This is a genomic window from Yinghuangia sp. ASG 101 (genome assembly GCF_021165735.1).
Lineage (GTDB): Bacteria > Actinomycetota > Actinomycetes > Streptomycetales > Streptomycetaceae > Yinghuangia.
The window spans coordinates 5,629,421-5,652,866 of record NZ_CP088911.1; the positions used below are offsets into that span (position 1 = coordinate 5,629,421).

The following is a 23,446-nucleotide window of genomic DNA, read 5'->3' on the forward strand; positions in this document are numbered from 1 at the left end:
CGTGCGCGGTCGTCAATCCGGGTCGGCGGCGCCGTCGGGGGCGTCCGCGGGCGCGTTCTTGGTGAGCGACATGACGGGCGCGGGGGCCTCGTCGTCGTCGCGCACGGTGTCGCCGGTCCCGGTGCCGGCGTCGGCGGCGTCCGGAAGTCCGGCGGCCAGGGACGCCGCCGCCCGCACGAGCGGCAGGGCCAGCAGCGCGCCGGTGGCCTCGCCGTACCGCAGCCTGTAGTCGAGCAGCGGCTCCAGGGCCATGCGGTCGAGCGCCTTGGCGTGGCTGGGCTCGGGCGTCAGCTGGGCGGCGAGGAACCAGTCGGGGCTGCGGTACGAGATCCGCTGCACCACCAGCGCGGCGGCCGCGGAGGAGACACCGTCGAGCAGCACGGGCGTACGGCGGATCGCCGCGCGCAGCAGGAACCCGCTCATCGCGGCGAAATCCGCGCCGCCGGACACCGCGAGCAGCCGCAGCGGATCGCCGAGCACCGGCCGGGCCCGCCGGAGCGCGTCGCGGATCGCCGCGCACTTGCGGATCCAGGCCGCGTCGTCGATACCCGAGCCGCGGCCGATCGCCGCCGCCGCGTCCATGCCGGTCAGCGCGCCGATCAGGACCGCCGCGACGGTCGTGTTGCCGACGCCGAGGTCGCCGAGGACAAGGAAGTCGGCGCCGCCGTCGATCTCCGCGTCGGCGACGTCCATACCGGCCCGGAACGCGTCGTCGGCCTCCGCGGCCGTCAGGGCGTCGTGGCGGTCGATCGCGCCGCTGGACCGCCGCACCTTGTGCCGGGTGACGGCGGCGGGCAGCGGCTCCGGGTCGGTGTCCACGGCGATGTCGACCACGCGGACGGCGGCCCCGGCGGGCCCGGCCAGCAGCCCGGCGGTGCCACCGCCGGCCGCGGCCTCGCGCACGGCCCGCGCGGTGTGCCCGGCGGGCAGGGCCGACACGTTTCTCGCCGCGATGCCGTGGTCGCCCGCGAACAGCACGACGCGCGGGGCGTCGACCGGGCGCACCGCGGCGCCGCCCTGGACGCCCGCGAGCCACACGGCGACGTCCTCCAGCCGCCCGAACGCGCCGGAGGCCCCGGGCTGGAGTGCCAGCCGCGCCCGCAGACGGGCCCGTGCGTCGTCGTCGGGGCGTTCGACGAGGCCGGAGAGGGAGTCGAGATCGATAGCCATCGCGGGTCAGCGTAATGCGTGCCGGCTCGGCCCCGTGCGCCGCCGTCGGCCGCCTCAGCTCCGCGCGTGCCGCGGCTTCCGCGGCAGCCCGCGCAGCGTGAGGGCCTGCCCGGCGACGACCAGCAGGACTTCGTCGGACTCCTCCGCGACGGCGGCGTTCAGGCGGCCGAGTTCGTCGCGGTAGCGGCGGCCCGAGGCCGTCGCCGGGACGACGCCGCTGCCGACCTCGTTGCTCACCGCGACCAACGGCACGCGGCACGCGCGCCACGCGGCGGCGAGTTCGTCGACCCGCTCGCGCACGGCGTCGCGGGCGCCCTCCCGCCACGCGGCGTCGTCCCACGCCCCGCACTCGTCCATCACCGCGGTCAGCCACAGCGAGAGGCAGTCGACCAGCAGCGGCACGGTCGCGTCCGCCACCAACGACGCCAGGTCGGTGGTCTCCGCGGTACGCCACGTCGCCGGGCGGCGGTCGCGGTGCGCCGCCACGCGCTCGGCCCACTCCGGGTCGCCGTCGCGGGTGCCGCCGGTCGCGACATACATGACGTCCGGCGACGCGGCCAGGCGGCGCTCCGCCTCCACCGACTTGCCGGAGCGAGCCCCGCCCAGCACCAGCGTCCGGTGCGGGCGCACGGGCTGCGCCTCCGGCTCGGTGCCGAGGCGGACGACGCCGCCGTCCGCGACCGCCCGCGCGCCCCACGCGGCCAGGCGCCGCGCCAACTCCTCGCCGGGCGGCGCCTCGTGCGAAAGGTGGACGGCGAGCACGTCGGTGTCCTCGGTCACCGCGCCCGCGCTGCGCAGCGCGGCCAGGCGCTCGGGCCAGGCCACCACGTCCAACAGGACCGCGTCGTACGGCCGTCCGTCCGACCACGCCCGCGCGGTGTCGGCCTCGGGGGCGAGCCGCGACGACGGTATGTACAGGAGCCGCGAGCCGCCGGGACCGGTCACCGCGTACGCGACGCGGCCCGGCGAGCCGCCCGGCAGGACCCGCACGTGGTGCGCGCCGAGGGTGAACTCCGCGCCCGGCTCGACCGTTTCCCACGGCGGCCCGCCCGCGGTCGGGGCCGGGAGGCCCGGCGGCGGCCCGGACGGCGCGGCGACCAGCTCGAGCCCGGCGGCCGGCAGCCAGGCCAGCGGAGCGGCCTCGGCCGGACCGGTGAGCAGCAGATGGCGCACGCCCGTCAACGGCCGCGACGCCCGAGCGGCGGCGTGCGCGGGCTCGGGCCCGCAGTCGATCAGCAGCGTGCCGTCGACCAGCACGCAACTGGGTTCCCGCACCGCCGATCCGGTGCAGCCCAGGCAGGACGCGCAGGTGCAGAACGGCTGGGGCCAGCCGCGCGGGCCGGCCGTGCCGAGGAACGTCAACTCCATAGGTGCGGCGCTACTCCCGAACTGGTACGGCGGTGTGCATTGTCGACAGAATGTCCGGTGGTCCCCGGTCGGTTACTGTGCGGACCGTTCAAGAGCCGAAAGTGAGCGAAGGTCCGACGAGGACCGGGCAGCGATGCGGTCCGGCGGAACCCGACGAAGGAGCCCGCGATGATGTGGCAGTGGCGGTACGAGAACGCGGACGGCGCGCCCGTCCCCGGCCCGAAGACCGAGGAGTTCTCGAACCAGTCGGACGCCGAGACCTGGCTCGGCGAGAACTGGCGCGGGCTCCTCGACGCCGGGGTCGAGCAGGTGACGCTGCTGGAGGGCGACGACGTCGTCTACGCCGCGATGAGCCTGCGCGCCGTCGAGTAGCCGCCGTCCCGTCCGCACACCGACGGCGTCAGGGGCGCCCGGCCGGGGACTGCGTCCTCGCCGGATCACGCTCCACGAACGCGTCGAGGATCACGTCGATCTTCGTCAGCAGCTCGTCCTCCAGCTTCACGCCCGCGGCCTTGACGTTCTCCGCGACCTGATCGGGGCGCGACGCCCCGATGATCGCCGCCGCGACATTCGGGTTCTGGAGGACCCACGCCACCGCGAGCTGCGCCATCGTCAGCCCGGCCTCGTCGGCGAGCGGACGCAACCGCTGGACGGCGGTGAGCAGTTCGTCGTCCATGTGGCGGGAGATGAAGGTCTGGCCGCCCTTGGTGTCGGTGGCCCGCGACCCCGCGGGCGGCGCCTGCCCCGGCTGGTACTTGCCGGTCAGCACCCCTTGGGCGATGGGCGACCACACGATCTGCCCGAGGCCCAACTCCTCGCTCGCCGGGACGATTTCGGACTCGATGACGCGCCACAGCATCGAGTACTGCGGCTGGTTCGAGATGAACGGCACCCGCAGTTCGCGGGCCAGTTCGGCGCCCGCGCGGATCTGCTCGGCGTTCCACTCCGAGACACCGATGTAGAGCGCCTTGCCGGACCGGACGACGTCGGCGAACGCCAGCATCGTCTCCTCCAGCGGCGTCGACTCGTCGTAGCGGTGGGCCTGGTAGAGGTCCACGTAGTCGGTGCCGAGCCGCGTCAGCGACCCGTCGATCGACTCCATGATGTGTTTGCGCGACAGACTGCGGTCGTTGCGCCCCGGTCCGGTGGGCCAGAAGACCTTGGTGCAGATCTCCAGGCCCGCCCGGCGTTCGCCCTTGAGGGCACGTCCGAGGACGGCCTCCGCGCGCGTCTCGGCGTAGACGTCGGCGGTGTCGAAGGTGGTGATCCCGGCGTCGAGAGCGGCGCGCACACACGCGAGTGCGGCGTCCTCCTCGACCTGTGAACCGTGCGTGATCCAGTTGCCGTACGCGATCTCACTGATGACAAGACCGCTGCGGCCCAGGTGTCGGAACTCCATGCGCCCCACCCTAATCCGGGCGTCAGCGGACGGTCTTCTCGCCCACCAGGTGCAGCATGGAGGCGATACCCCGGTACGGGTCGACCCGGCCCGCCTCCTCCTCCACGGCGATGAGGTTCTGCCACGTCTTGCTGCCGCGCCGGGGCGCCGGTTCGTCGCCGCGCAGCGCGCTGAAGACACCGACGCCGTACCACGCGAGGACCGGTGCCCCGAGGTCGGCGAGCATCGTCGCGAGGCTGTCGGGGGAGTCGGCGCGCACCGCGTCGCCGGCTCCGACCGACCGGGCGGCGAGTGCCTTGCGCGTCGCCGTCCACTCGCCCGCGACCCCCGGGGCCAGCGCCGCCGCGGCGCCGTTGTTCGCGGTCACGGACAAGAGGCCGCCGGGGTTGAGGATGCGTGCGAGCGCGGCGAGCATGCCGTCCGGTTCGGAGGCGGCGTCCAGGACGCCGTGGCACAGCGCGAGATCGAAGCTGCCCGGAGCGAAGTGCCGCCCGGCCTCGCTGCCGTCGCCCTCCACCAGCCGCAGGCGCGAGCGGATCTCCTCCGGTTCGTCGGCGATCTCGTCGTGCATCGCGGTCAGTTGGAGGGTGTCGGTGCTCACCGCGGTGACCAGGTGGCCGGCCCGGGCCAGCAGCAGCGACGGGGTGGACGGGCCGCAGCCGACGTCGAGCACCTTCAGCGGCCCGCGCTGCCGCAGCCGCGTCAGGTGCTCGGCGAGCTGCCGGGACGCGATCTCGCGCTGCACACTGGTGTGCAGATCCGCGGGCCAAGTGGTCGCCTCATGCAGGGCGGACGTCATCGTACCTCCGAGGGAATCCCGGCGAGCACCGGGAGAAATCGGGTTGTGGTGCGGCAGCGCGGGGCGTCGGTGCGCGGGGATCGGCGAACCCCCGGTCTGCCGGTGCGTGTTCGCGGGACTGCGGAGCGTGAGCCACGGGGCCCCGGCGCCGCGCCGCCCGCGGTTCCCGGCACAGCGAAAAGCCCCGCGGCGCGAGGCCCTTCGGAGGGCCGGTCCACGACCGGGCGCGGGGTTTGCGGGACGTGCGGGTGTGGCTTCTGCATGGCTCGGATGGTTCGGAGAGGGTGCGGTCGGGCTCCGAAGTCCGGTGCGGAACACCGCGGTCGCCCGCCCGGCATGCGGACGGGCGCGCCGCACTACGGCTTTTCGCCGCGCTTGACCTGCGGCTTCGGCAGCCTCAGGCGGCGCACTTGCAGGGAGCGCATGAGCGTGTACGCGGTGCAGCCCTTGAGGTTTTCGTCCGGGAAGCGCTGCCGCAGCTGCTTCTTGAGGGTGAGGTTCAGCCGGATCGAGTCCAGGATGATCAGGACGATGATCGCGAGCCAGGCGAGCAGCGAGAGGTTCTTGATCGACGTGCTCGGCATGATGCTCATGATGAGGATCAGCACCGCGGACGGCAGGAAGAACTCCGCGACGCTGACGCGCGAGTCCACGAAGTCGCGGCAGAAGCGGCGCATCGGGCCCTTGTCACGGGCCGGGAGGGCTCGTTCGTCGCCCGTGACCAGCGCGGTCCGCTGCGCCTCGCGGTCTTCGCGGGCCCGCTGCCGGGCGATCCGCGTGGCTTCCCTGCGGTCCTTGGGCGGTGTCACGCGCGTCTTGCGGTTGGCCTGGGCCTCGCTGCGCTTGGGCGTGGGGCGGCCCTTCGGGGCCTCGGGGTCACGGACCTCGGGCTCGACGGCGACCGTCTCGGGGGTCGCGGACTCTGCCTGCGAACGACGTCTGAACACGTCTCCAGCGTACGTGTTCGCCCCGGGTGCGTGGAGCGGCCCCGGCGGGAGTGGGCGGTGGGGCGGGTGAGGTCCCTGATGGACTGCCCTCCTGCCGGACGGTCCGTTCGCCATTTAGGCTGGTACAGGCCACAAGCTTGCCTACGAAGGGGGCGCGCGAGGCTCATGAGCACGCGATGCGAACGAATCGACAACCCGGATGCGTTTCGCGAATGCGGCGCCGACCGTAGCGAGGTGCGGGCATGACCGGCATCATGAAGCGGATGGCGATGATCTTCCGCGCCAAGGCGAACAAAGCGCTGGACAAGCGTGAAGATCCGCGCGAGATGCTGGATTACTCGTACCAGAAGCAGCTGGAACTGCTGCAGAAGGTGCGCCGCGGGGTCGCGGACGTCGCGACGTCCCGCAAGCGCCTGGAACTCCAGCTGCGCCAGCTCGAACAGCAGGCCGCCAAGCACGAGGACCAAGGCCGCAAGGCCCTTTCCCTCGGCCGCGAGGATCTGGCCCGCGAGGCGCTGACGCGGCGCAGCGGCATCATGCAGCAGATCGGCGACATGCAACTGCAGTACGAGCAGCTGCAGTCGGAGGAGGAGAAGCTGACGCTGGCCTCGCAGCGGCTCCAGGCGCGCGTCGACGCGTTCCGGATCCGCAAGGAGACCATCAAGGCGACGTACACCGCGTCGGAGGCGCAGGCCAACATCGGCGGCGCGATCGCGGGCATCTCGGAGGAGATGGCGGACGTCGGCCTCGCGATGCAGCGGGCGGAGGACAAGACCGCCCAGATGCAGGCGCGGGCCGGGGCGATCGACGAACTCCTGGCGTCCGGCGCGCTCGACGATCCGACGGGCATGGCGAAGGACGACATCACCGCGGAGTTGGAGCGTCTGTCCAGCGGCTCGGACGTCGAGCTGGAGATCATGCGGATGAAGCAGGAGCTGGGCCAGGCTCCGACCCCGGCGCAGCAGGCGCTCGAACAGAGCCGGCAACAGGCGCTCGGCCCGGGCCAGTCCGCGCCCGGCGCGGCGTTCCGGGAGCAGAACGACGCGGAGTACCAGCCCCGTTTCGAGAAACAAGGGGAGTAGCCATGATCGTCCGCATCATGGGCGAAGGACAGCTGGACGTCGCGGACGACCGGCTCGCCGCGTTGTCGCCGCTGGACGACGAGGTCGAGGCCGCGGTCGAGGCCGACGACGAGCCGGCGTTCCGCCTGGCGCTCGTCGTGCTCCTGGACCGCGTCCGGGAGATCGGCACGCCGGTCCCGGACGACGTCCTGGTCCCGTCCGAGCTGGTTCTGCCCGCGGCGGACGCCAACGTCGAGGACGTCCGCGACCTGTTCCGGGAAGGCGGCCTGATCCCGGGCTGAGTCCCGGGTCGGCCGGTTCCCGGGCCGGAAAGGCTCGGCCGGCCAAGGCGAGGCACGTCGGGGTTCCCCTTCCCCGGGCGTCCCGCCTTGGCCCTGCTGTGCCGCCCCGCGGGTGCCCTACGGCAGCGCGAGCATCTGGTCGAGGGCCTGCTTGGCGAACTTCTCGGTCTCCGCGTCCACCCGGATGCGGTTGACGACCTTGCCGTCGACGAGCGCTTCCAGCGCCCAGACCAGGTGGGGGAGGTCGATGCGGTTCATCGTCGAGCAGAAGCACACGGTCTTGTCGAGGAAGACGATCTGCTTGTCCGGGTGGGCCGCGGCGAGGCGCCGCACCAGGTTGAGTTCGGTGCCGATGGCCCACGAGGAACCCGGCTCCGCGGCGTCGAGGGCCTTGATGATGTATTCCGTCGAGCCGACGTAGTCGGCCGCGGTGACCACCTCGTGCTTGCACTCGGGGTGCACCAGGACGTTGACGCCCGGGATCCGCGCGCGCACGTCGTCGACGGAGTCCAGGCCGAACCGCCCGTGCACGGAGCAGTGGCCGCGCCACAGGATCATCTTGGCCGCGCGCACCTGCTCGGCCGTCACGCCGCCGCCGGGCTTGTGCGGGTTGTAGACGACGCAGTCGTCCAACGAGAAGCCCATGTCCAGCACCGCGGTGTTGCGGCCGAGGTGCTGGTCCGGCATGAACAGCACCTTCTCGCCCTGGTCGAACGCCCATTCCAGGGCGCGCTTGGCGTTCGACGAGGTGCATATCGTGCCGCCGTGCCGGCCGGTGAAGGCCTTGATGTCGGCCGACGAGTTCATGTACGACACGGGCACGGTCGCGTCGGCCACACCGGCGTCGGTCAGGACGTCCCAGCACTCCTCGACCTGGTCGTACGTCGCCATGTCCGCCATCGAGCAGCCCGCGGCGAGGTCGGGGAGGATCACCTGCTGCGCGTCGTTGGTGAGGATGTCGGCGCTTTCCGCCATGAAGTGGACGCCGCAGAAGACGATGTACGGCGCGTCGGGGCGCGCCGCCGCCTCGCGGGCCAGCTTGAACGAGTCGCCGGTGACGTCGGCGAACTGAATGACCTCGTCGCGCTGGTAGTGGTGGCCCAGGATGAAGACCGAGTCACCGAGCGCCGCCTTGGCCGCCCGGGCGCGCGCGACGAGCGTCGGGTCCGCCGGATTCGGCAGGTCGCCGGGGCACTCGACGCCGCGCTCGCTGTACGGGTCGGCGCCGCGGCCCAGCATGAGCAGCGCGAGCGGGGTCGCCTCGACGCCCGGCGGCAGGTCCAGATCGTTGGTCGCGGTCACGTCGCACATCCTTTTCGTCTATCTGACGCTATTTATCCTACTCCGATGTCGTCGCATTGACGAGAGCCGGGGTGCCGCAGGCGACATGCATCACATTGCACGCGACGCGGGTCACAGTGCCCGGGGCGTCCCGCGGCGCGGGGTGGTATGCGACCATGAACCGATCGGGCATGAACCGGACGGGGCCCGGAATAGAACCCAGGGCACCTCGCGTTGCCGACGGTGACAGCCGTATCCAGCACCGAACCACCACGTGGGAGCTTCCAGATGACGGTCAAGGACGAGACCACGACCAGTGGCGTCATCCTCACGGATGAGGCCGCGGCCAAGGTCAAGGCCCTGCTTGAGCAGGAGGGGCGCGAGGACCTCGCGCTGCGCGTTCAGGTGCAGCCGGGCGGCTGTTCCGGCATGCGCTACCAGCTGTACTTCGACGAGCGCTCGCTCGACGGCGACGCGGTCCAGGAGTTCGGCGGCGTACGCGTCGTCACCGACCGTATGAGCGTCCCGTACCTCGGCGGCGCGACGATCGACTTCGTCGACACGATCGAGAAGCAGGGCTTCACGATCGACAACCCCAACGCGGCCGGCTCCTGCGCCTGCGGCGACTCGTTCAGCTGACCCACCCGGGGCGACCGGGCGGGCGTACCGGTCGCGTGGCCACCACGTGACACCGTGCGACCGCGCGAAACGGACGGCGAGGCAGCAGCTCCTTCAGGGGTTTGCTGCCTCGCCGTCCGTGTGGGCGGGGTGCGGGCGGCTCAGTCGCCGAACTCGGCGAGGCCGGCCACCATCGCGGCGCCGCGCGCCGGGACGTGCACGGCCGGCGCGGTCGACGACGAGGGCACGGCCGCCCGCGGCGGAACCGCGAGCGAGGCGGTCCACGACCTGTCGATGCGCGCGCAGTCGCCGCGCAACTCGGCCATCGACTCGGCCTCGCCCTTCGGCGGGAGATACGAGCGCGCCGACAACGGCTTGGCGGACATATCGGGCTCCTTGCCGTAGGTGTCGTCAGTGCCATGGCGGCCCAAAACGGGGCAAAGGCCGCAAGTCGCTGTAGCCCTTTCAGCCTAGAGCTCCCGGCCGCCCGCGGCATCGTCTACCGCTGGGTAGCTTCAGGGGCCATGGAACGTCCGGGCCCACCGCAGGCCGCCCCGACCCCGGAACCGCGGCCCGCCCGGCCGCCGCGGCCCCGCCCGGGCCACCCCGCGGCGCCCCGCCGCGTCATGGGCCCGAGTTAACACACCGCCGGTACCGTGGGCGGATTCCGGCGGGTCCAGCACCAGGGCACGCCGCCCGCCTCACCCCAGGAGCCAGCCCGTGCGCATCGCCGTGACCGGGTCGATCGCCACCGATCACCTGATGACCTTCCCCGGTCGCTTCGCCGACCAACTGCTCCCCGAGGAGCTGCACCGGGTCTCCCTCTCGTTCCTCGTCGACCGGCTCGACCTCCACCGCGGCGGCTGCGCGCCCAACATCTGTTTCGGCATGGGGTGTCTCGGCCTCAGCCCGATCCTCGTCGGCGCGGCCGGCGCCGACTTCACCGACTACCGCTCGTGGCTCGACCGGCACCGCGTCGACACCCACTCGGTGCACATCTCCGAGACCCAGCACACCGCGCGCTTCCTCTGCACGACGGACCAGGACCACAACCAGATCGCGTCCTTCTACGCCGGTGCGATGAGCGAGGCGCGCGAGATCGAGCTGCGCCCCACCGTCGACCGCGTCGGCGGCATCGACCTGGTGGTCATCGCCGCCAACGACCCCGAGGCGATGCTCCGGCACAGCGACGAATGCCGCGAGCGCGGCTACACCTTCGCGGCCGACCCCTCCCAGCAGCTCGCGCGCATGGGCAAAGAGGAGATCCGCAACCTCGTCGACGGCGCCGCGTACCTCTTCACCAACGAGTACGAAGCCGCGCTCATCGAGGAGAAGACCGGCTGGTCCGGCGAGGAGATCTTGGACCGCGCCGCGATCCGCGTCACCACGCTGGGCCCCAAGGGCGTCCGCATCGACCAGCGCGGCGAGGCGCCGATCCACGTGCCCGTCGCCCAGGAGGAGCGCAAGGCCGACCCCACCGGTGTCGGCGACGGATTCCGCGCCGGATTCCTCGCGGGCCTCTCGTGGGACCTCGGTCTCGAACGCTCCGCGCAGGTCGGCTGCATGCTCGCCACGCTGGTCATCGAAACCGTCGGCACACAGGAATACACGCTGCGCCGCGACGCGTTCCTCGCGCGCTTCGCCCAGACCTACGGCGACGCCGCCGCGGCCGAGGTCGACGCGCGGCTCAAGATCTGACCCGACCGTCCTCCCGGGTCCGCCGAAACCGCGGGGATTCCCGGAGCGCTCAATCCTGGCGGACGCGCCGGACGAGATAGGCGACCCCGCCTTTCTCGCCCGGCCGTTCGCCCACATACTCGTGGCCGGTCATGGCACACCACGCCGGTACGTCGAGCCGGGCCGCCTCGTCGTCCGACACCACCGCGAGCACCGCGCCGACCGCGACATCGCCGATGTGCCGCGCGAGTTCGATGATCGGGATCGGGCAGCGCCGGCCGAGGGTGTCCAGCACCAACCCGGGCGTGGCGGCGGAATCCCCCGCGGCCACGGGCACGTCGGCCGCGGGGGCCGTCGGCGGCACCACGCCGGTCACCGCGCGCAGGTCGGCGACGATATCCGGCAAAACCGCCAGAAAACGGTCCACCTCGGCCTCGGTTGTCCCCCGCGGCAGCGACACTCGCACATTGCCCTGCGTCAACACGCCCATGGCCTCCAGGACGTGACTGGGCGTCAGCGTCGACGACGTGCACGACGATCCCGACGACACCGCGAAACCCGCCCGGTCCAGCGCGGTCAGCAGCGCCTCGCCGTCGACGTACAGGCACGAGAACGTCACCAAGTGCGGCAGCCTCGCCACCGGATCGCCGACGACTTCGGTGTCCGGCACGATCTCGGGCACCCGCGTGCGGATCTTGTCCACCAGCGCGGACAGCCGTGCGTTCTCGTCGTCCGGCCCGGTCGCCACCGCACCGAGCGCGACCGCCGCCGCGACGACGGCCGGCACGTTGACGAACCCCGGGACGCGCCGCGCCTCGCGTTCGTCGTACGGCAGCGGCGACGCGTACCGCGTGCCCTTGCGCACGACCAACACCCCCACCCCCGCCGGGCCGCCCCACTTGTGTGCGCTCGCGGCGAGTACCGACCAGCCGTCCGGCACCGGGACCCGGCCGACCGACTGCGCGGCGTCGACGACCAGCGGAATCCCCCGGGCCGCGCACAGTTCCGCGGCCTCGGCGATCGGCTGGAGTGTGCCCACCTCGTGGTTGGCGCTCTGCAGCGCGACCGCCGCGGTGTCGTCGCGCAGATCCCCGGCCAGTGCCCCGATGTCGACGCGCCCGCCGCGGTCCACCGCGGTGCGCGTGACCTCGCCGCCGCGGGACTCGTGCAGTTCGGCGGCGTGCAGGACCGACGAATGCTCGACCGCGCTCACCACCGCGTGGGCGCCGACGCGGCGCCGGCCCGCGAGGGCACCCAGCAACGCCAACTGCGCCGCCTGCGTCCCCGACGCCGTGAAGGAGACCTCGTCGGGACGCGCGCCGAGCACTGCCGCGACCGATTCCCGTGCGGCGTCGAGCAACAACCGGGCCCGTCTTCCGTCGTGGTACTGCCGCGCCGGATCGGCCCACCCCTCGTCGAGCGCGCTGAGAAGTGCCGAACGCGCGGCGGGGTGCAGGGGTTCGGAGGAAGCCGCGTCGAAGTACGCCATGAACAGACGCTAATCGGAGTGCGCGCGTTCGCGTACATCGGTGTCGTTCACTCGATCGGAGGGCTCGTCACTTTCGCGTCCAGCGCCACACCGGACCTCGGCGCGCGACCCGAATACCGCTCCAGTAGGGTTGCCCCGCAGAATCATCCAAACCTGCCCGTGCGACGGACAAGCAGGGGACGAAGTCCCCCGACGGACCGCCGTTATGGGCGAGACATCGGGAAGGCGCTACGTGAGTCCCTACGGCTCCGACCGCTCGCCGCGGCGCTGGATGCGGCGCAGGGTGCCGCAGCTGCTGGCTCTGGGCCTCGTCACCGCGACCGCCACCGGCTGCTCCGTCGACTCCAAGGATCTGCCCAGACTCGGGCTGCCGAATCCGGCGACCGAGCAAGGGCACAGGGTTCTCTCGCTCTGGCAGGGATCCTGGATCGCAGCCCTCATCGTCGGCGCTGTGGTGTGGGGGCTCATCCTGTGGAGCGTCGTATTCCACAGGCGCAGCCGCACGAAGCAGGAGATCCCGCCGCAGACCCGGTACAACCTCCCTCTCGAGGTCCTGTACACGGTCATCCCCGGCATCATCATCGCGGTCTTCTTCTACTTCACCGCCCGCGACGAGACCGAGCTTCAGAAGACGACGAAGGCGTCCGACCCCGCATTCGCGTCGGTCAACGTCATCGAGGTCGTCGGTTTCCAGTGGAACTGGGCCTTCAACTACAAGGAAGGCCCGATGAACCAGACCGGTGCGGTCTACGACATCGGCACGCCGGCAGACATTCCGACGCTCTACCTGCCGCAGAACCAGAAGGTGCAGTTCGAACTGAACTCGCCGGACGTGATCCACTCGTTCTTCGTACCGTCGTTCCTTTACAAGCTGGACATCATCCCCGGCAAGACGAACAAGTTCGAGATCACGCCCCAGGTTCTCGGCCACTACGACGGCAAATGCGCGGAGCTGTGTGGCGCCGACCATTCCCGCATGCTCTTCAACGTGCAGATCGTCACCCCCGAGGAGTACCAGAAGCACCTCGCGGAGCTGGAGGCGAAGGGGCAGACCGGGGCCGTCCGCAGCCAGATCAACATGCCGCCAACGCCCGAGCATGCGGGAAGTGAAAAGTGACCATCCTCAACGAGCCACAGAGCGTGGCGGTGGGCGCGTCGGGGGTGCGTCGCAAGGCTCCCGGCAATGCCGTGGTCAAGTGGATGACCACCACCGACCACAAGACCATCGGCAGCCTGTACCTCATCACGTCGTTCGTCTTTTTCTGCATCGGCGGTCTCCTCGCGCTGTTCATGCGCGCGGAGTTGGCCCGGCCGGGTACGCAGATCATGTCGAACGAGCAGTTCAACCAGGCGTTCACGATGCACGGCACGATCATGCTGCTGATGTTCGCGACGCCGCTGTTCGCCGGTTTCACGAACTGGATCATGCCGCTGCAGATCGGGGCGCCCGACGTGGCGTTCCCCCGGCTGAACATGTTCGCGTACTGGCTCTACCTGTTCGGCTCGATCATCGCGGTCGCCGGGTTCCTCACGCCGCAGGGCGCCGCCGACTTCGGATGGTTCGCGTACGCGCCGCTGTCCGACTCGGTGCGCTCGCCGGGTATCGGCGCGGACATGTGGATCATGGGCCTGGCGATGTCCGGCTTCGGCACGATCCTCGGTGCGGTCAACTTCATCACGACGATCATCGCGATGCGGGCGCCCGGCCTGACGATGTTCCGGATGTCGATCTTCTGCTGGAACGTCCTGCTGACGTCGATCCTCGTCCTGATGGCCTTCCCGGTCCTGGCCGCCGCGCTGTTCGCGCTGGAGGCGGATCGGAAGTTCGGCACCCATATCTTCGATCCGGCCAACGGCGGACCGATCCTATGGCAGCACCTCTTCTGGTTCTTCGGCCATCCAGAGGTGTACATCATCGCGCTGCCGTTCTTCGGCATCGTCTCCGAGGTGATCCCGGTCTTCGCCCGCAAGCCGATGTTCGGCTACAAGGGCCTGATCGGCGCGACGATCGCCATCGCCGGTCTGTCCGTCACCGTGTGGGCGCACCACATGTTCGTGACCGGCTCGGTGCTGCTGCCGTTCTTCTCGTTCATGACGTTCCTCATCGCGGTACCCACCGGGGTGAAGTTCTTCAACTGGATCGGCACGATGTGGCGCGGCTCGCTGTCGTTCGAGACACCGATGCTGTGGACCGTCGGCTTCCTGGTCACGTTCGTGTTCGGCGGTCTGACGGGTGTCATCCTCGCGTCGCCGCCGCTGGACTTCCACGTGTCCGACACGTACTTCGTGGTCGCGCACTTCCACTACGTCGTCTTCGGCACCGTGGTGTTCGCGATGTTCGCCGGATTCCACTTCTGGTGGCCGAAGTTCACCGGCAAGATGCTCGACGAACGCCTCGGCAAGATCACCTTCTGGACGCTGTTCGTCGGCTTCCACACGACCTTCCTCGTCCAGCACTGGCTGGGCGCCGAGGGCATGCCGCGCCGGTACGCCGACTACCTGGCCTCCGACGGCTACACCGCCCTCAACATGGTGTCGACCATCGGCTCGTTCGTCCTCGGTATGTCGATCCTGCCGTTCCTCTACAACGTGTGGAAGACACACAAGTACGGCAAGAAGGTCACCGTGGACGACCCGTGGGGCTACGGCCGTTCGCTCGAGTGGGCGACGTCGTGTCCGCCGCCGCGCCACAACTTCACCTCGATGCCGCGCATCCGCTCGGAATCGCCGGCGTTCGACCTCCACCACCCCGAAATCGCCGCCCTGGACTACCTGGGCGACGAGCGGCAGGCCGTCACGGCGGGCAAGGAGAGTGAGCGGTGAAGTTCATCGGTGCGCTCATGACGCTGGTCGCGATCTTCCTCCTCCCGGTCACCATCATCTACTGGGTGCTGTCGGAGGACCCGACCGGAACCACGGCCCTGGCCCTGGCCTTCGGTCTGTCGATCATGATCGGCTACTACCTCTGGTTCACCGCGCGGCGCAGTGAACTGCTGCCGCAGGACAACGAAGAGGGCGATGTCGCCGACGACGCCGGCGATCTGGGCTTCTTCAGCCCGCACAGCTGGGCGCCGCTGACGCTGGCGGCCGGTGCCTCGCTGATGTTCCTCGGCATCATCTTCGGTTGGTGGATCTGCTACTTCGCGGCTCCCATCGTCGGAATCGGCCTGTTCTCCTGGGTCTTCGAGTACTACCGCGGGGAGAACCAGAACCAGTGACTCCCTGAGGGAGCCACTCCGCCACACCGCGGAATCACGCACCGCGCCGCGAGGCCGGTCACCCGGACAGGGTGACCGGCCTCGCGCGTTGCCGATCAAATTCGGACGTATCGGGATCAAGGCCGGTCCGGCGGCCGGGAGTTGTCACCATTGTGTGACTGTCACCGAATTCCGGAACCCGCGTGCGCCGGGGGGCGTCAAAAGCAGCGCAAAGGGCTCGCAGCCAGGTCTGCGGAGGCGACATAGGGAGGGATCGCGTGCCCCGTTTCGGAGGAGCGATGCGTACAGGGGCTGCCAGGCTGGCCGCAGGTCTGCTGGTTGTGCCCCTGTTCCTGACGGCATGTTCGTCGGGGGGAGACAGCAAGTCTGACGGCAAGCCGAGTGGCGGAGTATCGGAGGGCCCCGCGGGGGGAGGCGGCAAGAACAAGCCGCCCGCGGCACCCGCGGCACTGACCATCACCCCGGCCGACGGCGCGAAGTCCGTCGAGACCGACGGGGTCTTCACGGTCAACGCGACGAGCGGCAAGGTGAGTTCGGTCGTCGTCACCGACGCCGACGGCAAGGCGGTCGAGGGCGCGGCGTCCGCCGACGGCGCGACGTGGACGCCCAAGGCACCGCTCGCCAACGGTACGAAGTACACCGTCGTCGCGAAGGCCGCCAACGCGGACGGTGCCGAGGTCACCGCCAACAGCAGCTTCACGACGGTTTCTGCCGCAAAAACGTTCGACTACGCGTACAAGCCCGACGACCAGGACGGCGGAACCCTGGGTGTCGGCGGTGTCATCTCGATCAAGTTCGACAAGCCCGTCAAGGACAAGGCCGCGATCGAGCGCAATCTGAGCGTCGTCTCCGAGCCCGCGACCGAGGGCTCCTGGAGCTGGCTCACCGACCACGACGGCAACGACCGGGTCGACTACCGGCCCAAGGAGTACTGGAAGCCCGGCACCAAGGTGACGTGGGCGGCGAACCTGGCCGGCGCCAAGTCGGGGGACGGGACGTACGGGACGAAGAACCGCGGCGGCACCTTCACCGTCCGCGACTCGATCGTGGCGACCGCCGACCTGGCGACCAAGCACCTGACGATCGCCAGGAACGGCCAGGTGGTCAACACCCTGCCGATCTCCGCGGGCGGTCCGTCGTACCCGACGTGGACCGGCGTCATGGTCGTCATGGACAAGGTGGACGGCATCGACATGGACTCGGAGACCGTGGGCCTCGGTGACGCGTACAACATGAAGAACGTCCGGTACGCCGTGCACCTGTCGGCATCCGGGACCTACTCGCACGCCGCGCCGTGGAACGCGGGCAAGTTCGGCAAGGTCCACGACAGCCACGGCTGCATCGGACTCAGCACCGCCGACGCCAAGATCCTGTTCGACACGGTGAACTCGGGCGACGTCGTCGAGGTCATCAACGGCACCGAGAAGCAGCTCGCACCGGGCAACGGCTTCGGCGACTGGAACGTCGACTGGGAGACCTGGGTCAAGAACAGCGCGCTGGCCGGCGCCGCCCAGTAAGGCACCGCCAGGAAAAGGGAACGCACGACGCGGGGGCCGTCTCGGACGAGACGGCCCCCGTACGCGTGTTCGGGCGCGCCCACCGCCCGATGCCCGACGGCGTGTCCCGTGCTGTCGACGAGAGATCCCCCGAAAGGACGCATCCACCGCTCCATATCAGGCGAATCGAGTGAGACTGGGGCAAAAGCGTCATCCCGCTGCAGGAGGTGCCAGGTGCACGGCACGACGGACACACTCGGCCGCCGACGGACACGGCGCGCGATAGCCATGACGGCGGCGGCCACGCTGGCACTCGGCGGCTGCTCGCTCACCGGGGGCGGGAGCGACGCGGGACCGAAGCCGGACAAGCCCGCCGTCAGCGCGGCCCGTTTCACCCTGACCCCGCAGGACGGCAGCGACGGCGTCGCCCCCGAAACGGTCGTCAGCGTCGGCGCCGGAGGGGGCCGGCTCACCGAGGTCGCGCTGACCGCCGCGGACGGCGCGCCCGTCGCCGGGACGATGAGCCAGGGCGGCGCGTCCTGGCGTAGCACCGAGCCGCTCGGCTACGGCACCGCGTACACCGTGCGCGCCACCGCGGTCGACGAGGACGGGCTCGCCACCACGCGCACGTCGACGTTCACGACGGCCACCCCGAAGTCGCTGATCGGCATCAAGACCATCACCCCGGAGAACGGCGCGACCGTCGGCGTCGGCATGCCGATCAGCGTCGAGTTCGACCACGAGATCAAGAGCCCCGTCGTCCGCGCGGCCGTCGAAGCGCGCCTGGCGGTCGCCACGTCGACGCCGGTCGAGGGAGCGTGGGGCTGGGTCGACGACTCGACCGTCCGCTTCCGGCCCAAGGAGTACTGGCCCGCCGGGACCAAGGTCTCGGTCACCGGCAACCTGCGCGGGCTGCCCATGGGCGACGACGGCGCCTACGGCGCGGACGGTTCGGGCGTCGACTTCGCGGTCGGCTCCGCGGTCATCACGACCGTCGACTCCGCCGCGCACGTGATGACGGTGGCCCGCGATGGCGAGGTGCTGCGCACGGTCCCCGTGACCACGGGCAAACCGGGCTTCACGACGCGCTCCGGGACGAAGGTGATCCTCGGCAAGGAGGAGCACGTCCTGATGGACGGTACGACGGTCGGCATCGCGGAGGGCAGTTCGGACGCGTACCGGCTGGACGTCTACTGGGCCACACGGGTGACGTGGAGCGGCGAGTACCTGCACGCGGCGCCGTGGTCGGTGGGCTCCCAGGGCGTCGCGAACGTCAGCCACGGCTGCGTCGGCATGAGCACCGAGGACGCCCGCTGGTACTTCGGCGTCGTCAAGGTGGGCGATGTCGTCAACGTCGTCAACACCGGCAGCGACAAGGCGATGGAGACGACCGGCAACGGCTACGGCGAATGGAACCTGCCGTTCGACCGCTGGCTGGAAAGCAGCGCGGCCGGCGCCGTCACCACGGGCACGCCCACGGCCGCCTGAGGCACCGGAGCGGGCCTTTTTGTCTCCCTGTCCTATCCCTGTCGCGAGCGGCCGTCACAGGCCGTCAGAGGCTCTTCCGGGCGGCGGCCCACCGGCGCTCGCACCCGGACCTCGCGTGGAAACACCGAGGCCCCACCGGAAATCCGGTGGGGCCTCGGTCCGCTGATGTGGCGTCAGCAGTGGTGCGTGGGATCAGTGGTGGCCGTGGCCGCTGGTGATCTCCTTGTACTCCTCCGCGGTGGGCTTCTCGATCTTCTCGTCGTAGTACCAGCGCGACAGCCGCACCCGCAGCTTCTCGCCGGCGCCCACCTTGCGCGCGACACCGTTCTCGTCCACCGCGGGCGGCAGTTCGGCGGGCGTCGGCTGCTCGTGCGCGGTCAGGAAGTGCAGGCGCTCGGCGTCGAGGGGCTCGTGCACCTCGATGAACTCGCCGTGCGGCAGCTTCTTGATGATGCCCGTCTCGCGGCCGTGCAGGACCTTGTCCCGGTCGCGGCGCTGGAGCGCCATCGCGATCCGGCGGGCCACCACGAAGGCGAGCACCGGGGCGACGAAGAACAGGACCCGGAACGTCCACGTGATCGCGTTGATCGACAGGTGGAAGTGGGTGGCGATGATGTCGTTGCCGCCGCCGAGCCACAGCACCAGGTACATCGTGATCCACGCGGCACCCAGCCCGGTGCGGACCGGGACGTTGCGTGGGCGGTCCAGCAGGTGGTGCTCGCGTTTGTCACCCGTGACCCACGCCTCCAGCCACGGGTACGCGGCGATGAAGGTGAACATCACGCCCGGGACGACCAGGGACGGCACGAGCACGTTCCAACTGATGGTATGACCCCACAAGTTGGTCTCCCAGTTCGGCATGAGCCGCAGGGAGCCTTCCAGGAAGCCGATATACCAGTCGGGTTGCGAGCCTGCCGTGATCTGCCCTGGGTGATAAGGACCGTACGACCAGATCGGGTTGATCTGGACCAGGCCGCCCAGCAGCGCGGTGATGCCGAAGACGATGAAGAAGAACCCGCCCGCCTTGGCGGTGTAGACCGGCAGCAGCGGCAGGCCCACGACGTTCTTCTCGGTCTTTCCGGCACCCGGGAACTGCGTGTGCTTGTGGTAGAAGACCAGGATCAGGTGGACGGTCAGCAGGCCGACCATGATCGCCGGGACCAGCAGCACGTGGATGGTGAACAGCCTCGGCACGATGTCGTGGCCGGGGAACTCACCGCCGAACAGGAAGAACTGCAGGTACGTGCCGACCAGCGGGATCGCCAGGACCACGCCTTCCGCGATGCGCAGACCCGTACCGGACAGCAGGTCGTCCGGCAGCGAGTAGCCGGTGAAGCCGTTCACCATCGCGAGCACCAGCAGGAGGAACCCGAACAGCCAGTTCATCTCGCGGGGCTTGCGGAACGCACCGGTGAAGAAGATGCGGAACATGTGGACGAACAGCGACGACACGAAGATCAGCGCGGCCCAGTGGTGGATCTGACGGATCGCCAGGCCACCGCGGATGTCGAAGCTGATGTCCAGGGTCGACGCGTACGCCTCGGACATGTGGATGCCCTGCAGCGGCACGTACGAGCCGTCGTAGACGACCTCGGTCATGCTCGGCTTGAAGAACAGCGTGAGCCAGACACCGGTCAGCAGGATGATGATGAAGCTGTAGAGCGCGACTTCGCCGAGCATGAACGACCAGTGGTCCGGAAAGACCTTGCGGAGGTTCTTCTTGGCCGCGCCGTACAGGCCCAGCCGCTCGTCGAAGTAGTCCGCCGTCTTGGTCGCGGCGTTGTCGGGGACCGGACCCGTCGGCGCGTTGGCGCCGTGCGTCGTAGCCATCAGCCACGCTCCCAGAAGCTCGGGCCGACCGGTTCCGCGAAGTCGCCGACCGCTTCGAGGTAGCCCTCGTTGCTGACGGAGATCTTCAGCTGCGGCAGCGAGCGCGCGGCCGGTCCGAAGACCACGGCGCCGTCGTCGGCCAGGTCGAACGTCGACTGGTGGCACGGGCACAGCAGGTGGTGCGTCTGCTGTTCGTACAGACCGATCGGGCAGCCGACGTGGGTGCAGATCTTCGAGTACGCGACGATGCCTTCGTAGGACCAGTCGAGTTGCTTGGTGGACTTGATCTCGTCCGGCTCCAGGCGCACCAGGAGGATGGCGGCCTTGCCCATCTCCTCCAGGTACTCGTGGTTCTCCACGGTGAGGCCGTCCGGCTTCGCCATGGTCAGCGAGCCCTTGATGATGTCCGAGGGCCGCAGCGGCTTGCCGGTGTTCTCGTTGATGATCAGCGTGTTGCCGTTGTTGACGCCGTGCCGTGCGTTCTCGCCCCAGAAGGTGTGGCGGAGCTTGGTGCCCGGCAGCGGTCCGAGGTCGCGCAGCAGCACGACGCCGGAGAGCGGCACCAGGGCCATCGCGCCGATCATCGTGCGGCGGATCAGCGGGCGGCGGCCGATGCTGGAGTCGGAGGCGCCCTGCTGGAACTCGCGGATGGCGGCCTCGCGGTCCGCCGGGGCCGACTTGAGCTCGTGGCGCTCCTGGACGATCTCCTCGTCCGTCATCAGCGTGCGAGCCCAGTGGATCGCGCCGGCGCCGATGCAGAAGAGGGCGACACCGAGAGTGCAGCCCAGCGCCATGTTCAGGGCGCCGATCTTCCCGAAGAAGAAGATGTCGACGGTGTCGTACTTGTCGATGCTGACGTACGACGCGATGAAGCCGATCGTCGCCAGCATCGAGATCAGGAACAGCAGCGATACCTGGCGCTCGGCCCGCTTCGCGGCCTTCTCGTCGATGTCGGTCCGGCGCGGTTCGTGTTCCGGGAGGCCCGGGTCGGCGAACGGCTCGAGTTCCCCGGCCGGGCCGTGGGCCTCCGGCAGCTTCTCTTGTGACATGTCGTCGTGGCTACTCACTTGGTCCTGGCCTTGGGGGTACGGGCGGCGATCCAGATTGCGGCGGCGATCAGGAAGCCGAGCCCGAAGATCCACACGAACAGACCTTCGGCCACCGGGCCGATGCGCCCGAGACCGAGACCACCCGGGTTCGGCTCTTCATGCGTCGTGTTCCGGAGGTACGTGATGATGCTCTTCTTCTGCTCCGGCGGCAGGATCGTGTCCGGGAAGGACGGCATGTTCTGCGGGCCGGTCAGCATCGCCTCGTAGACGTGCTTCGGGTCGACGTTGGTCAGCGCCGGCGCGAACTTGCCCTCGGGCAGCGCACCGCCCTCTCCGGAGAAGTTGTGGCACTGCGAGCAGTTGGTCCGGAAAAGCTCGCCGCCTTCCTGGAGGCTGCCGTTGAGGGCGTACTCCTCCTCGCGCGGCACGGCGGGGCCGGGGCCCAGCGACGCGATGAACGCGCCGAGTTGGTCCGACTGCGCCTGCGTGTACACGACAGGCTTGCCCGGAGCCTGCGGCCCTTGCTGCTGCATCGGCATGCGGCCGGTCATGACCTGGAAGTCGACCGCGGCGGCACCGACGCCCACGAGGGACGGACCGTCGCTGCTGCCCTGGCCGTTGAGACCGTGGCAGCTCGAACAGCCGGCCAGGAACAGCTTCTTGCCCTCTTCGACCGCGAGGGAGGACGGCGCGTTCTCGGCCTGTGCGGACTTGGCGGGCGCGAACGCGGCGTACAGCCCCCCGGTCGCCGCGAGCGCGAAGAGTAGGACGACGAACGCCGCCAGGGGGTGGCGTCGTCGTGCGGAGAGCTTCTTCACCAAAAACCTCGGTTGGTTTCGTCGGTTTGTCGAGTGGGACCAGAGGCCGCGTCTACTTGATGAGGTAGATCGTGGCGAACAGCCCGATCCACACCACGTCGACGAAGTGCCAGTAGTACGAGACGACGATCGCGCTGGTGGCCTGCTCGTGCGTGAACCGCTTGGCCGCGTACGTCCTTCCGAGGACGAACAGGAAGGCGATGAGGCCGCCTGTGACGTGCATGCCGTGGAAGCCGGTGGTCAGGTAGAAGACCGAGCCGTAGGCCGACGACGAAAGCGTCAGGTCCTCCTTGACCAACTCGGTGTACTCCATCACCTGCCCGCCGATGAAGATCGCGCCCATCACGAACGTCACGATGAACCACATGCGCAGCTTCTTGACGTCGCCGCGTTCCGCCGCGAAGACGCCGAGCTGGCAGGTCAGCGAAGAGAGCACCAGAACAGTGGTGTTCACCGAGGAGAACGGGACATTGAGCATGTCCGCACCCTGGTCCCACACCTCGGGGCCCTGGACCGACCGGATCGTGAAGTACATCGCGAAGAGCGCCGCGAAGAACATCAGCTCCGACGCCAACCAGACGATCGTGCCGATGCTGACCAAGTTGGGGCGGTCGATCGCCCCGTGGGGCGCATGCCCGGCTTCTACTGCAGTTGCTGTCGCCACGGCGGCCATTATTGCGGTCGCCGGATGAGCCCGCGCTTCGGGGGGCATCCTGGCGAGAACGTGTCTGAGTCTCGGACCTGTTCCCGATGCTTCCGGAATCGACCGAAGATCACCGGAAGACGCCTAGTCAGTGCTTGTTCGGCGCTAGTCGGCCGGGGCCGCGCGGCATTCCCTTCGATCGGTCGCGGCGATTCCCGCGCGGTTCTCGAACGAGTGATTCCGGAACGCCGTCCGGGGCCGGGGCGTTCCTTGTGCGCGCACCGGCCGTGCGAACCCGGCGCGTGGGCGCGGTGGTGCGCGGCGTACCGTCACGGCATGGCCGAGAGACGAAGCCGACGGTGGTTCCGGCGTGGGCGCGAGGAGCCCGAGCCGCCGCTCGTCGACGACGGGACACTCGTGGTCGTCGGTGAGAGCTTCGATCCCGCGCGTGCCGACTCGGCGGTGCTCGCGGACCTGGCCGAGGCCGGGGTGGTCGTGGAGGGACGGCAGTTGATGCTCCGTCACGTCCTGCGACTGCCCGACGACGCCGCGGTCGCCGAGGCCGCGCGGCTCCTGGGCCCCGACGGGTGGGCGGTGTCGGCCGGGCCGGACGGTGCGACGTACGCGGACCGCTCACAGCGCGTGAACGCCCTCGAACTCGCGCGTGAGCGCACGCGGATGGCCGGGCTCGCGCAGCGGCTCGGCGGCGACGCGGAGGGATGGCGGCTGCTCGGCCGCCCCTGACGGGGGCTCCGAGGCGGTCCCCGGTTTCGATCAAGAGCTTGGAGCGCGT

Annotated in this window: 23 protein-coding genes; 11 read left to right on the top strand and 12 right to left on the bottom strand. The window is 70.0% G+C overall.

The features are described from left to right. Nucleotides 1-12: 12 nt before the first annotated feature. Nucleotides 13-1,170: a nicotinate-nucleotide--dimethylbenzimidazole phosphoribosyltransferase gene (locus tag LO772_RS24120; RefSeq protein WP_231774122.1), complete on the bottom strand. Its 1,158-nt coding sequence runs from the start codon at nt 1,168-1,170 to the stop codon at nt 13-15. Between the two features lie 54 nt (nt 1,171-1,224). Further along, nucleotides 1,225-2,538, bottom strand: a complete 1,314-nt coding sequence (locus tag LO772_RS24125) for a bifunctional adenosylcobinamide kinase/adenosylcobinamide-phosphate guanylyltransferase (protein WP_231774123.1) — start codon at nt 2,536-2,538, stop codon at nt 1,225-1,227. 168 nt (nt 2,539-2,706) lie between these two features. On the opposite strand from LO772_RS24125, the gene LO772_RS24130 reads away from it, so the two are divergent. Further along, nucleotides 2,707-2,910 carry a hypothetical protein gene (locus LO772_RS24130; protein ID WP_231774124.1) on the top strand — a complete coding sequence of 68 codons (204 nt, stop codon included), beginning with the start codon at nt 2,707-2,709 and terminating at the stop codon, nt 2,908-2,910. 28 nt (nt 2,911-2,938) lie between these two features. Here LO772_RS24130 and LO772_RS24135 read toward each other — a convergent pair whose 3' ends face one another. From LO772_RS24135 to LO772_RS24145, 3 genes are all read right to left on the bottom strand, one after another. After that, complete coding sequence (locus LO772_RS24135; RefSeq protein ID WP_231774125.1) at nt 2,939-3,937, bottom strand: aldo/keto reductase family protein; 999 nt, start codon at nt 3,935-3,937, stop codon at nt 2,939-2,941. A gap of 22 nt (nt 3,938-3,959) precedes the next feature. Continuing rightward, on the bottom strand, nt 3,960-4,736 hold the full coding sequence (locus LO772_RS24140) for a class I SAM-dependent methyltransferase (protein ID WP_231774126.1): 777 nt from the start codon (nt 4,734-4,736) through the stop codon (nt 3,960-3,962). Nucleotides 4,737-5,092: 356 nt separating this feature from the next. Next, nucleotides 5,093-5,683, bottom strand: a complete 591-nt coding sequence (locus LO772_RS24145; RefSeq protein ID WP_231774127.1) for a DUF3043 domain-containing protein — start codon at nt 5,681-5,683, stop codon at nt 5,093-5,095. Nucleotides 5,684-5,925: 242 nt separating this feature from the next. On the opposite strand from LO772_RS24145, the gene LO772_RS24150 reads away from it, so the two are divergent. Then, nucleotides 5,926-6,765 (top strand): PspA/IM30 family protein, encoded by an 840-nt coding sequence (locus LO772_RS24150; protein WP_231774128.1) that lies wholly within the window; start codon nt 5,926-5,928, stop codon nt 6,763-6,765. Nucleotides 6,766-6,767: 2 nt separating this feature from the next. Further along, on the top strand, nt 6,768-7,046 hold the full coding sequence (gene pspAA / locus LO772_RS24155) for a PspA-associated protein PspAA (RefSeq protein WP_231774129.1): 279 nt from the start codon (nt 6,768-6,770) through the stop codon (nt 7,044-7,046). Nucleotides 7,047-7,163: 117 nt separating this feature from the next. Here pspAA and nadA read toward each other — a convergent pair whose 3' ends face one another. Then, the gene (gene nadA, locus LO772_RS24160) at nt 7,164-8,357 is read right to left on the bottom strand and encodes a quinolinate synthase NadA (protein WP_231774130.1); all 1,194 of its coding nucleotides are present in this window, start codon (nt 8,355-8,357) and stop codon (nt 7,164-7,166) included. 258 nt (nt 8,358-8,615) lie between these two features. Between nadA and LO772_RS24165 the strand changes: the two genes are divergently transcribed. Then, on the top strand, nt 8,616-8,966 hold the full coding sequence (locus LO772_RS24165) for a HesB/IscA family protein (protein WP_231774131.1): 351 nt from the start codon (nt 8,616-8,618) through the stop codon (nt 8,964-8,966). Nucleotides 8,967-9,106: 140 nt separating this feature from the next. On the opposite strand, the gene LO772_RS24170 is transcribed toward LO772_RS24165, so the two are convergent. Next, complete coding sequence (locus LO772_RS24170) at nt 9,107-9,331, bottom strand: hypothetical protein (protein ID WP_231774132.1); 225 nt, start codon at nt 9,329-9,331, stop codon at nt 9,107-9,109. 334 nt (nt 9,332-9,665) lie between these two features. Between LO772_RS24170 and LO772_RS24175 the strand changes: the two genes are divergently transcribed. Next, nucleotides 9,666-10,643, top strand: coding sequence for a carbohydrate kinase family protein (locus LO772_RS24175; protein ID WP_231774133.1), 978 nt, complete (start codon nt 9,666-9,668; stop codon nt 10,641-10,643). Between the two features lie 49 nt (nt 10,644-10,692). Here the strand turns inward: LO772_RS24175 and LO772_RS24180 are convergent, their stop codons facing one another. Continuing rightward, nucleotides 10,693-12,111: a cysteine desulfurase/sulfurtransferase TusA family protein gene (locus LO772_RS24180; protein ID WP_231774134.1), complete on the bottom strand. Its 1,419-nt coding sequence runs from the start codon at nt 12,109-12,111 to the stop codon at nt 10,693-10,695. Nucleotides 12,112-12,343: 232 nt separating this feature from the next. Here LO772_RS24180 and ctaC point away from each other — a divergent pair, with 232 nt between their 5' ends. The 5 genes from ctaC (at nt 12,344) to LO772_RS24205 (ending at nt 18,313) form a co-directional block, all read left to right on the top strand. Next, a complete protein-coding gene (ctaC, locus tag LO772_RS24185) occupies nt 12,344-13,228 on the top strand; it encodes an aa3-type cytochrome oxidase subunit II (protein ID WP_231774135.1) in 885 nt (294 codons plus the stop codon). After that, nucleotides 13,225-14,934, top strand: coding sequence for an aa3-type cytochrome oxidase subunit I (ctaD, locus tag LO772_RS24190; protein WP_231774136.1), 1,710 nt, complete (start codon nt 13,225-13,227; stop codon nt 14,932-14,934). The genes ctaC and ctaD overlap by 4 nt, the downstream gene beginning before the upstream one ends. Beyond that, on the top strand, nt 14,931-15,329 hold the full coding sequence (locus LO772_RS24195) for a cytochrome c oxidase subunit 4 (protein ID WP_443089306.1): 399 nt from the start codon (nt 14,931-14,933) through the stop codon (nt 15,327-15,329). Before ctaD ends, LO772_RS24195 begins: the two co-directional genes overlap by 4 nt. A 278-nt stretch (nt 15,330-15,607) precedes the next feature. Next, nucleotides 15,608-16,846, top strand: coding sequence for a L,D-transpeptidase (locus tag LO772_RS24200; protein ID WP_231774137.1), 1,239 nt, complete (start codon nt 15,608-15,610; stop codon nt 16,844-16,846). Between the two features lie 213 nt (nt 16,847-17,059). Continuing rightward, nucleotides 17,060-18,313: a L,D-transpeptidase gene (locus LO772_RS24205; protein WP_231774138.1), complete on the top strand. Its 1,254-nt coding sequence runs from the start codon at nt 17,060-17,062 to the stop codon at nt 18,311-18,313. Between the two features lie 192 nt (nt 18,314-18,505). On the opposite strand, the gene qcrB is transcribed toward LO772_RS24205, so the two are convergent. Genes qcrB through ctaE form a run of 4 tightly spaced genes read right to left on the bottom strand, consistent with a single transcriptional unit; the run spans nt 18,506 to nt 22,683 of the window. Further along, on the bottom strand, nt 18,506-20,143 hold the full coding sequence (qcrB, locus tag LO772_RS24210; protein WP_231774139.1) for a cytochrome bc1 complex cytochrome b subunit: 1,638 nt from the start codon (nt 20,141-20,143) through the stop codon (nt 18,506-18,508). Continuing rightward, nucleotides 20,143-21,192, bottom strand: coding sequence for a cytochrome bc1 complex Rieske iron-sulfur subunit (gene qcrA, locus LO772_RS24215; RefSeq protein WP_231774140.1), 1,050 nt, complete (start codon nt 21,190-21,192; stop codon nt 20,143-20,145). Before qcrA ends, qcrB begins: the two co-directional genes overlap by 1 nt. Before the next feature lie 14 nt (nt 21,193-21,206). After that, nucleotides 21,207-22,010: a cytochrome bc1 complex diheme cytochrome c subunit gene (qcrC, locus tag LO772_RS24220; protein WP_231774141.1), complete on the bottom strand. Its 804-nt coding sequence runs from the start codon at nt 22,008-22,010 to the stop codon at nt 21,207-21,209. 52 nt (nt 22,011-22,062) lie between these two features. Further along, nucleotides 22,063-22,683, bottom strand: a complete 621-nt coding sequence (gene ctaE / locus LO772_RS24225) for an aa3-type cytochrome oxidase subunit III (protein ID WP_231774142.1) — start codon at nt 22,681-22,683, stop codon at nt 22,063-22,065. A gap of 306 nt (nt 22,684-22,989) precedes the next feature. On the opposite strand from ctaE, the gene LO772_RS24230 reads away from it, so the two are divergent. After that, nucleotides 22,990-23,397 carry a hypothetical protein gene (locus LO772_RS24230; RefSeq protein WP_231774143.1) on the top strand — a complete coding sequence of 136 codons (408 nt, stop codon included), beginning with the start codon at nt 22,990-22,992 and terminating at the stop codon, nt 23,395-23,397. The last annotated feature ends 49 nt before the right edge of the window (nt 23,398-23,446 follow it).

Coding starts and splice junctions, on each gene's coding strand:
- LO772_RS24230 (WP_231774143.1), top strand. CDS start 22,990: ATGGCCGAGAGACGAAGCCGACGGTGGTTCCGGCGTGGGCGCGAGGAG.
- qcrA (WP_231774140.1), bottom strand. CDS start 21,192: ATGTCACAAGAGAAGCTGCCGGAGGCCCACGGCCCGGCCGGGGAACTC.
- LO772_RS24125 (WP_231774123.1), bottom strand. CDS start 2,538: ATGGAGTTGACGTTCCTCGGCACGGCCGGCCCGCGCGGCTGGCCCCAG.
- LO772_RS24120 (WP_231774122.1), bottom strand. CDS start 1,170: ATGGCTATCGATCTCGACTCCCTCTCCGGCCTCGTCGAACGCCCCGAC.
- LO772_RS24135 (WP_231774125.1), bottom strand. CDS start 3,937: ATGGAGTTCCGACACCTGGGCCGCAGCGGTCTTGTCATCAGTGAGATC.
- LO772_RS24200 (WP_231774137.1), top strand. CDS start 15,608: ATGCGTACAGGGGCTGCCAGGCTGGCCGCAGGTCTGCTGGTTGTGCCC.
- qcrB (WP_231774139.1), bottom strand. CDS start 20,143: ATGGCTACGACGCACGGCGCCAACGCGCCGACGGGTCCGGTCCCCGAC.
- LO772_RS24140 (WP_231774126.1), bottom strand. CDS start 4,736: ATGACGTCCGCCCTGCATGAGGCGACCACTTGGCCCGCGGATCTGCAC.
- LO772_RS24180 (WP_231774134.1), bottom strand. CDS start 12,111: ATGGCGTACTTCGACGCGGCTTCCTCCGAACCCCTGCACCCCGCCGCG.
- ctaE (WP_231774142.1), bottom strand. CDS start 22,683: ATGGCCGCCGTGGCGACAGCAACTGCAGTAGAAGCCGGGCATGCGCCC.
- pspAA (WP_231774129.1), top strand. CDS start 6,768: ATGATCGTCCGCATCATGGGCGAAGGACAGCTGGACGTCGCGGACGAC.
- LO772_RS24170 (WP_231774132.1), bottom strand. CDS start 9,331: ATGTCCGCCAAGCCGTTGTCGGCGCGCTCGTATCTCCCGCCGAAGGGC.
- LO772_RS24130 (WP_231774124.1), top strand. CDS start 2,707: ATGATGTGGCAGTGGCGGTACGAGAACGCGGACGGCGCGCCCGTCCCC.
- LO772_RS24165 (WP_231774131.1), top strand. CDS start 8,616: ATGACGGTCAAGGACGAGACCACGACCAGTGGCGTCATCCTCACGGAT.
- LO772_RS24150 (WP_231774128.1), top strand. CDS start 5,926: ATGACCGGCATCATGAAGCGGATGGCGATGATCTTCCGCGCCAAGGCG.
- nadA (WP_231774130.1), bottom strand. CDS start 8,357: ATGTGCGACGTGACCGCGACCAACGATCTGGACCTGCCGCCGGGCGTC.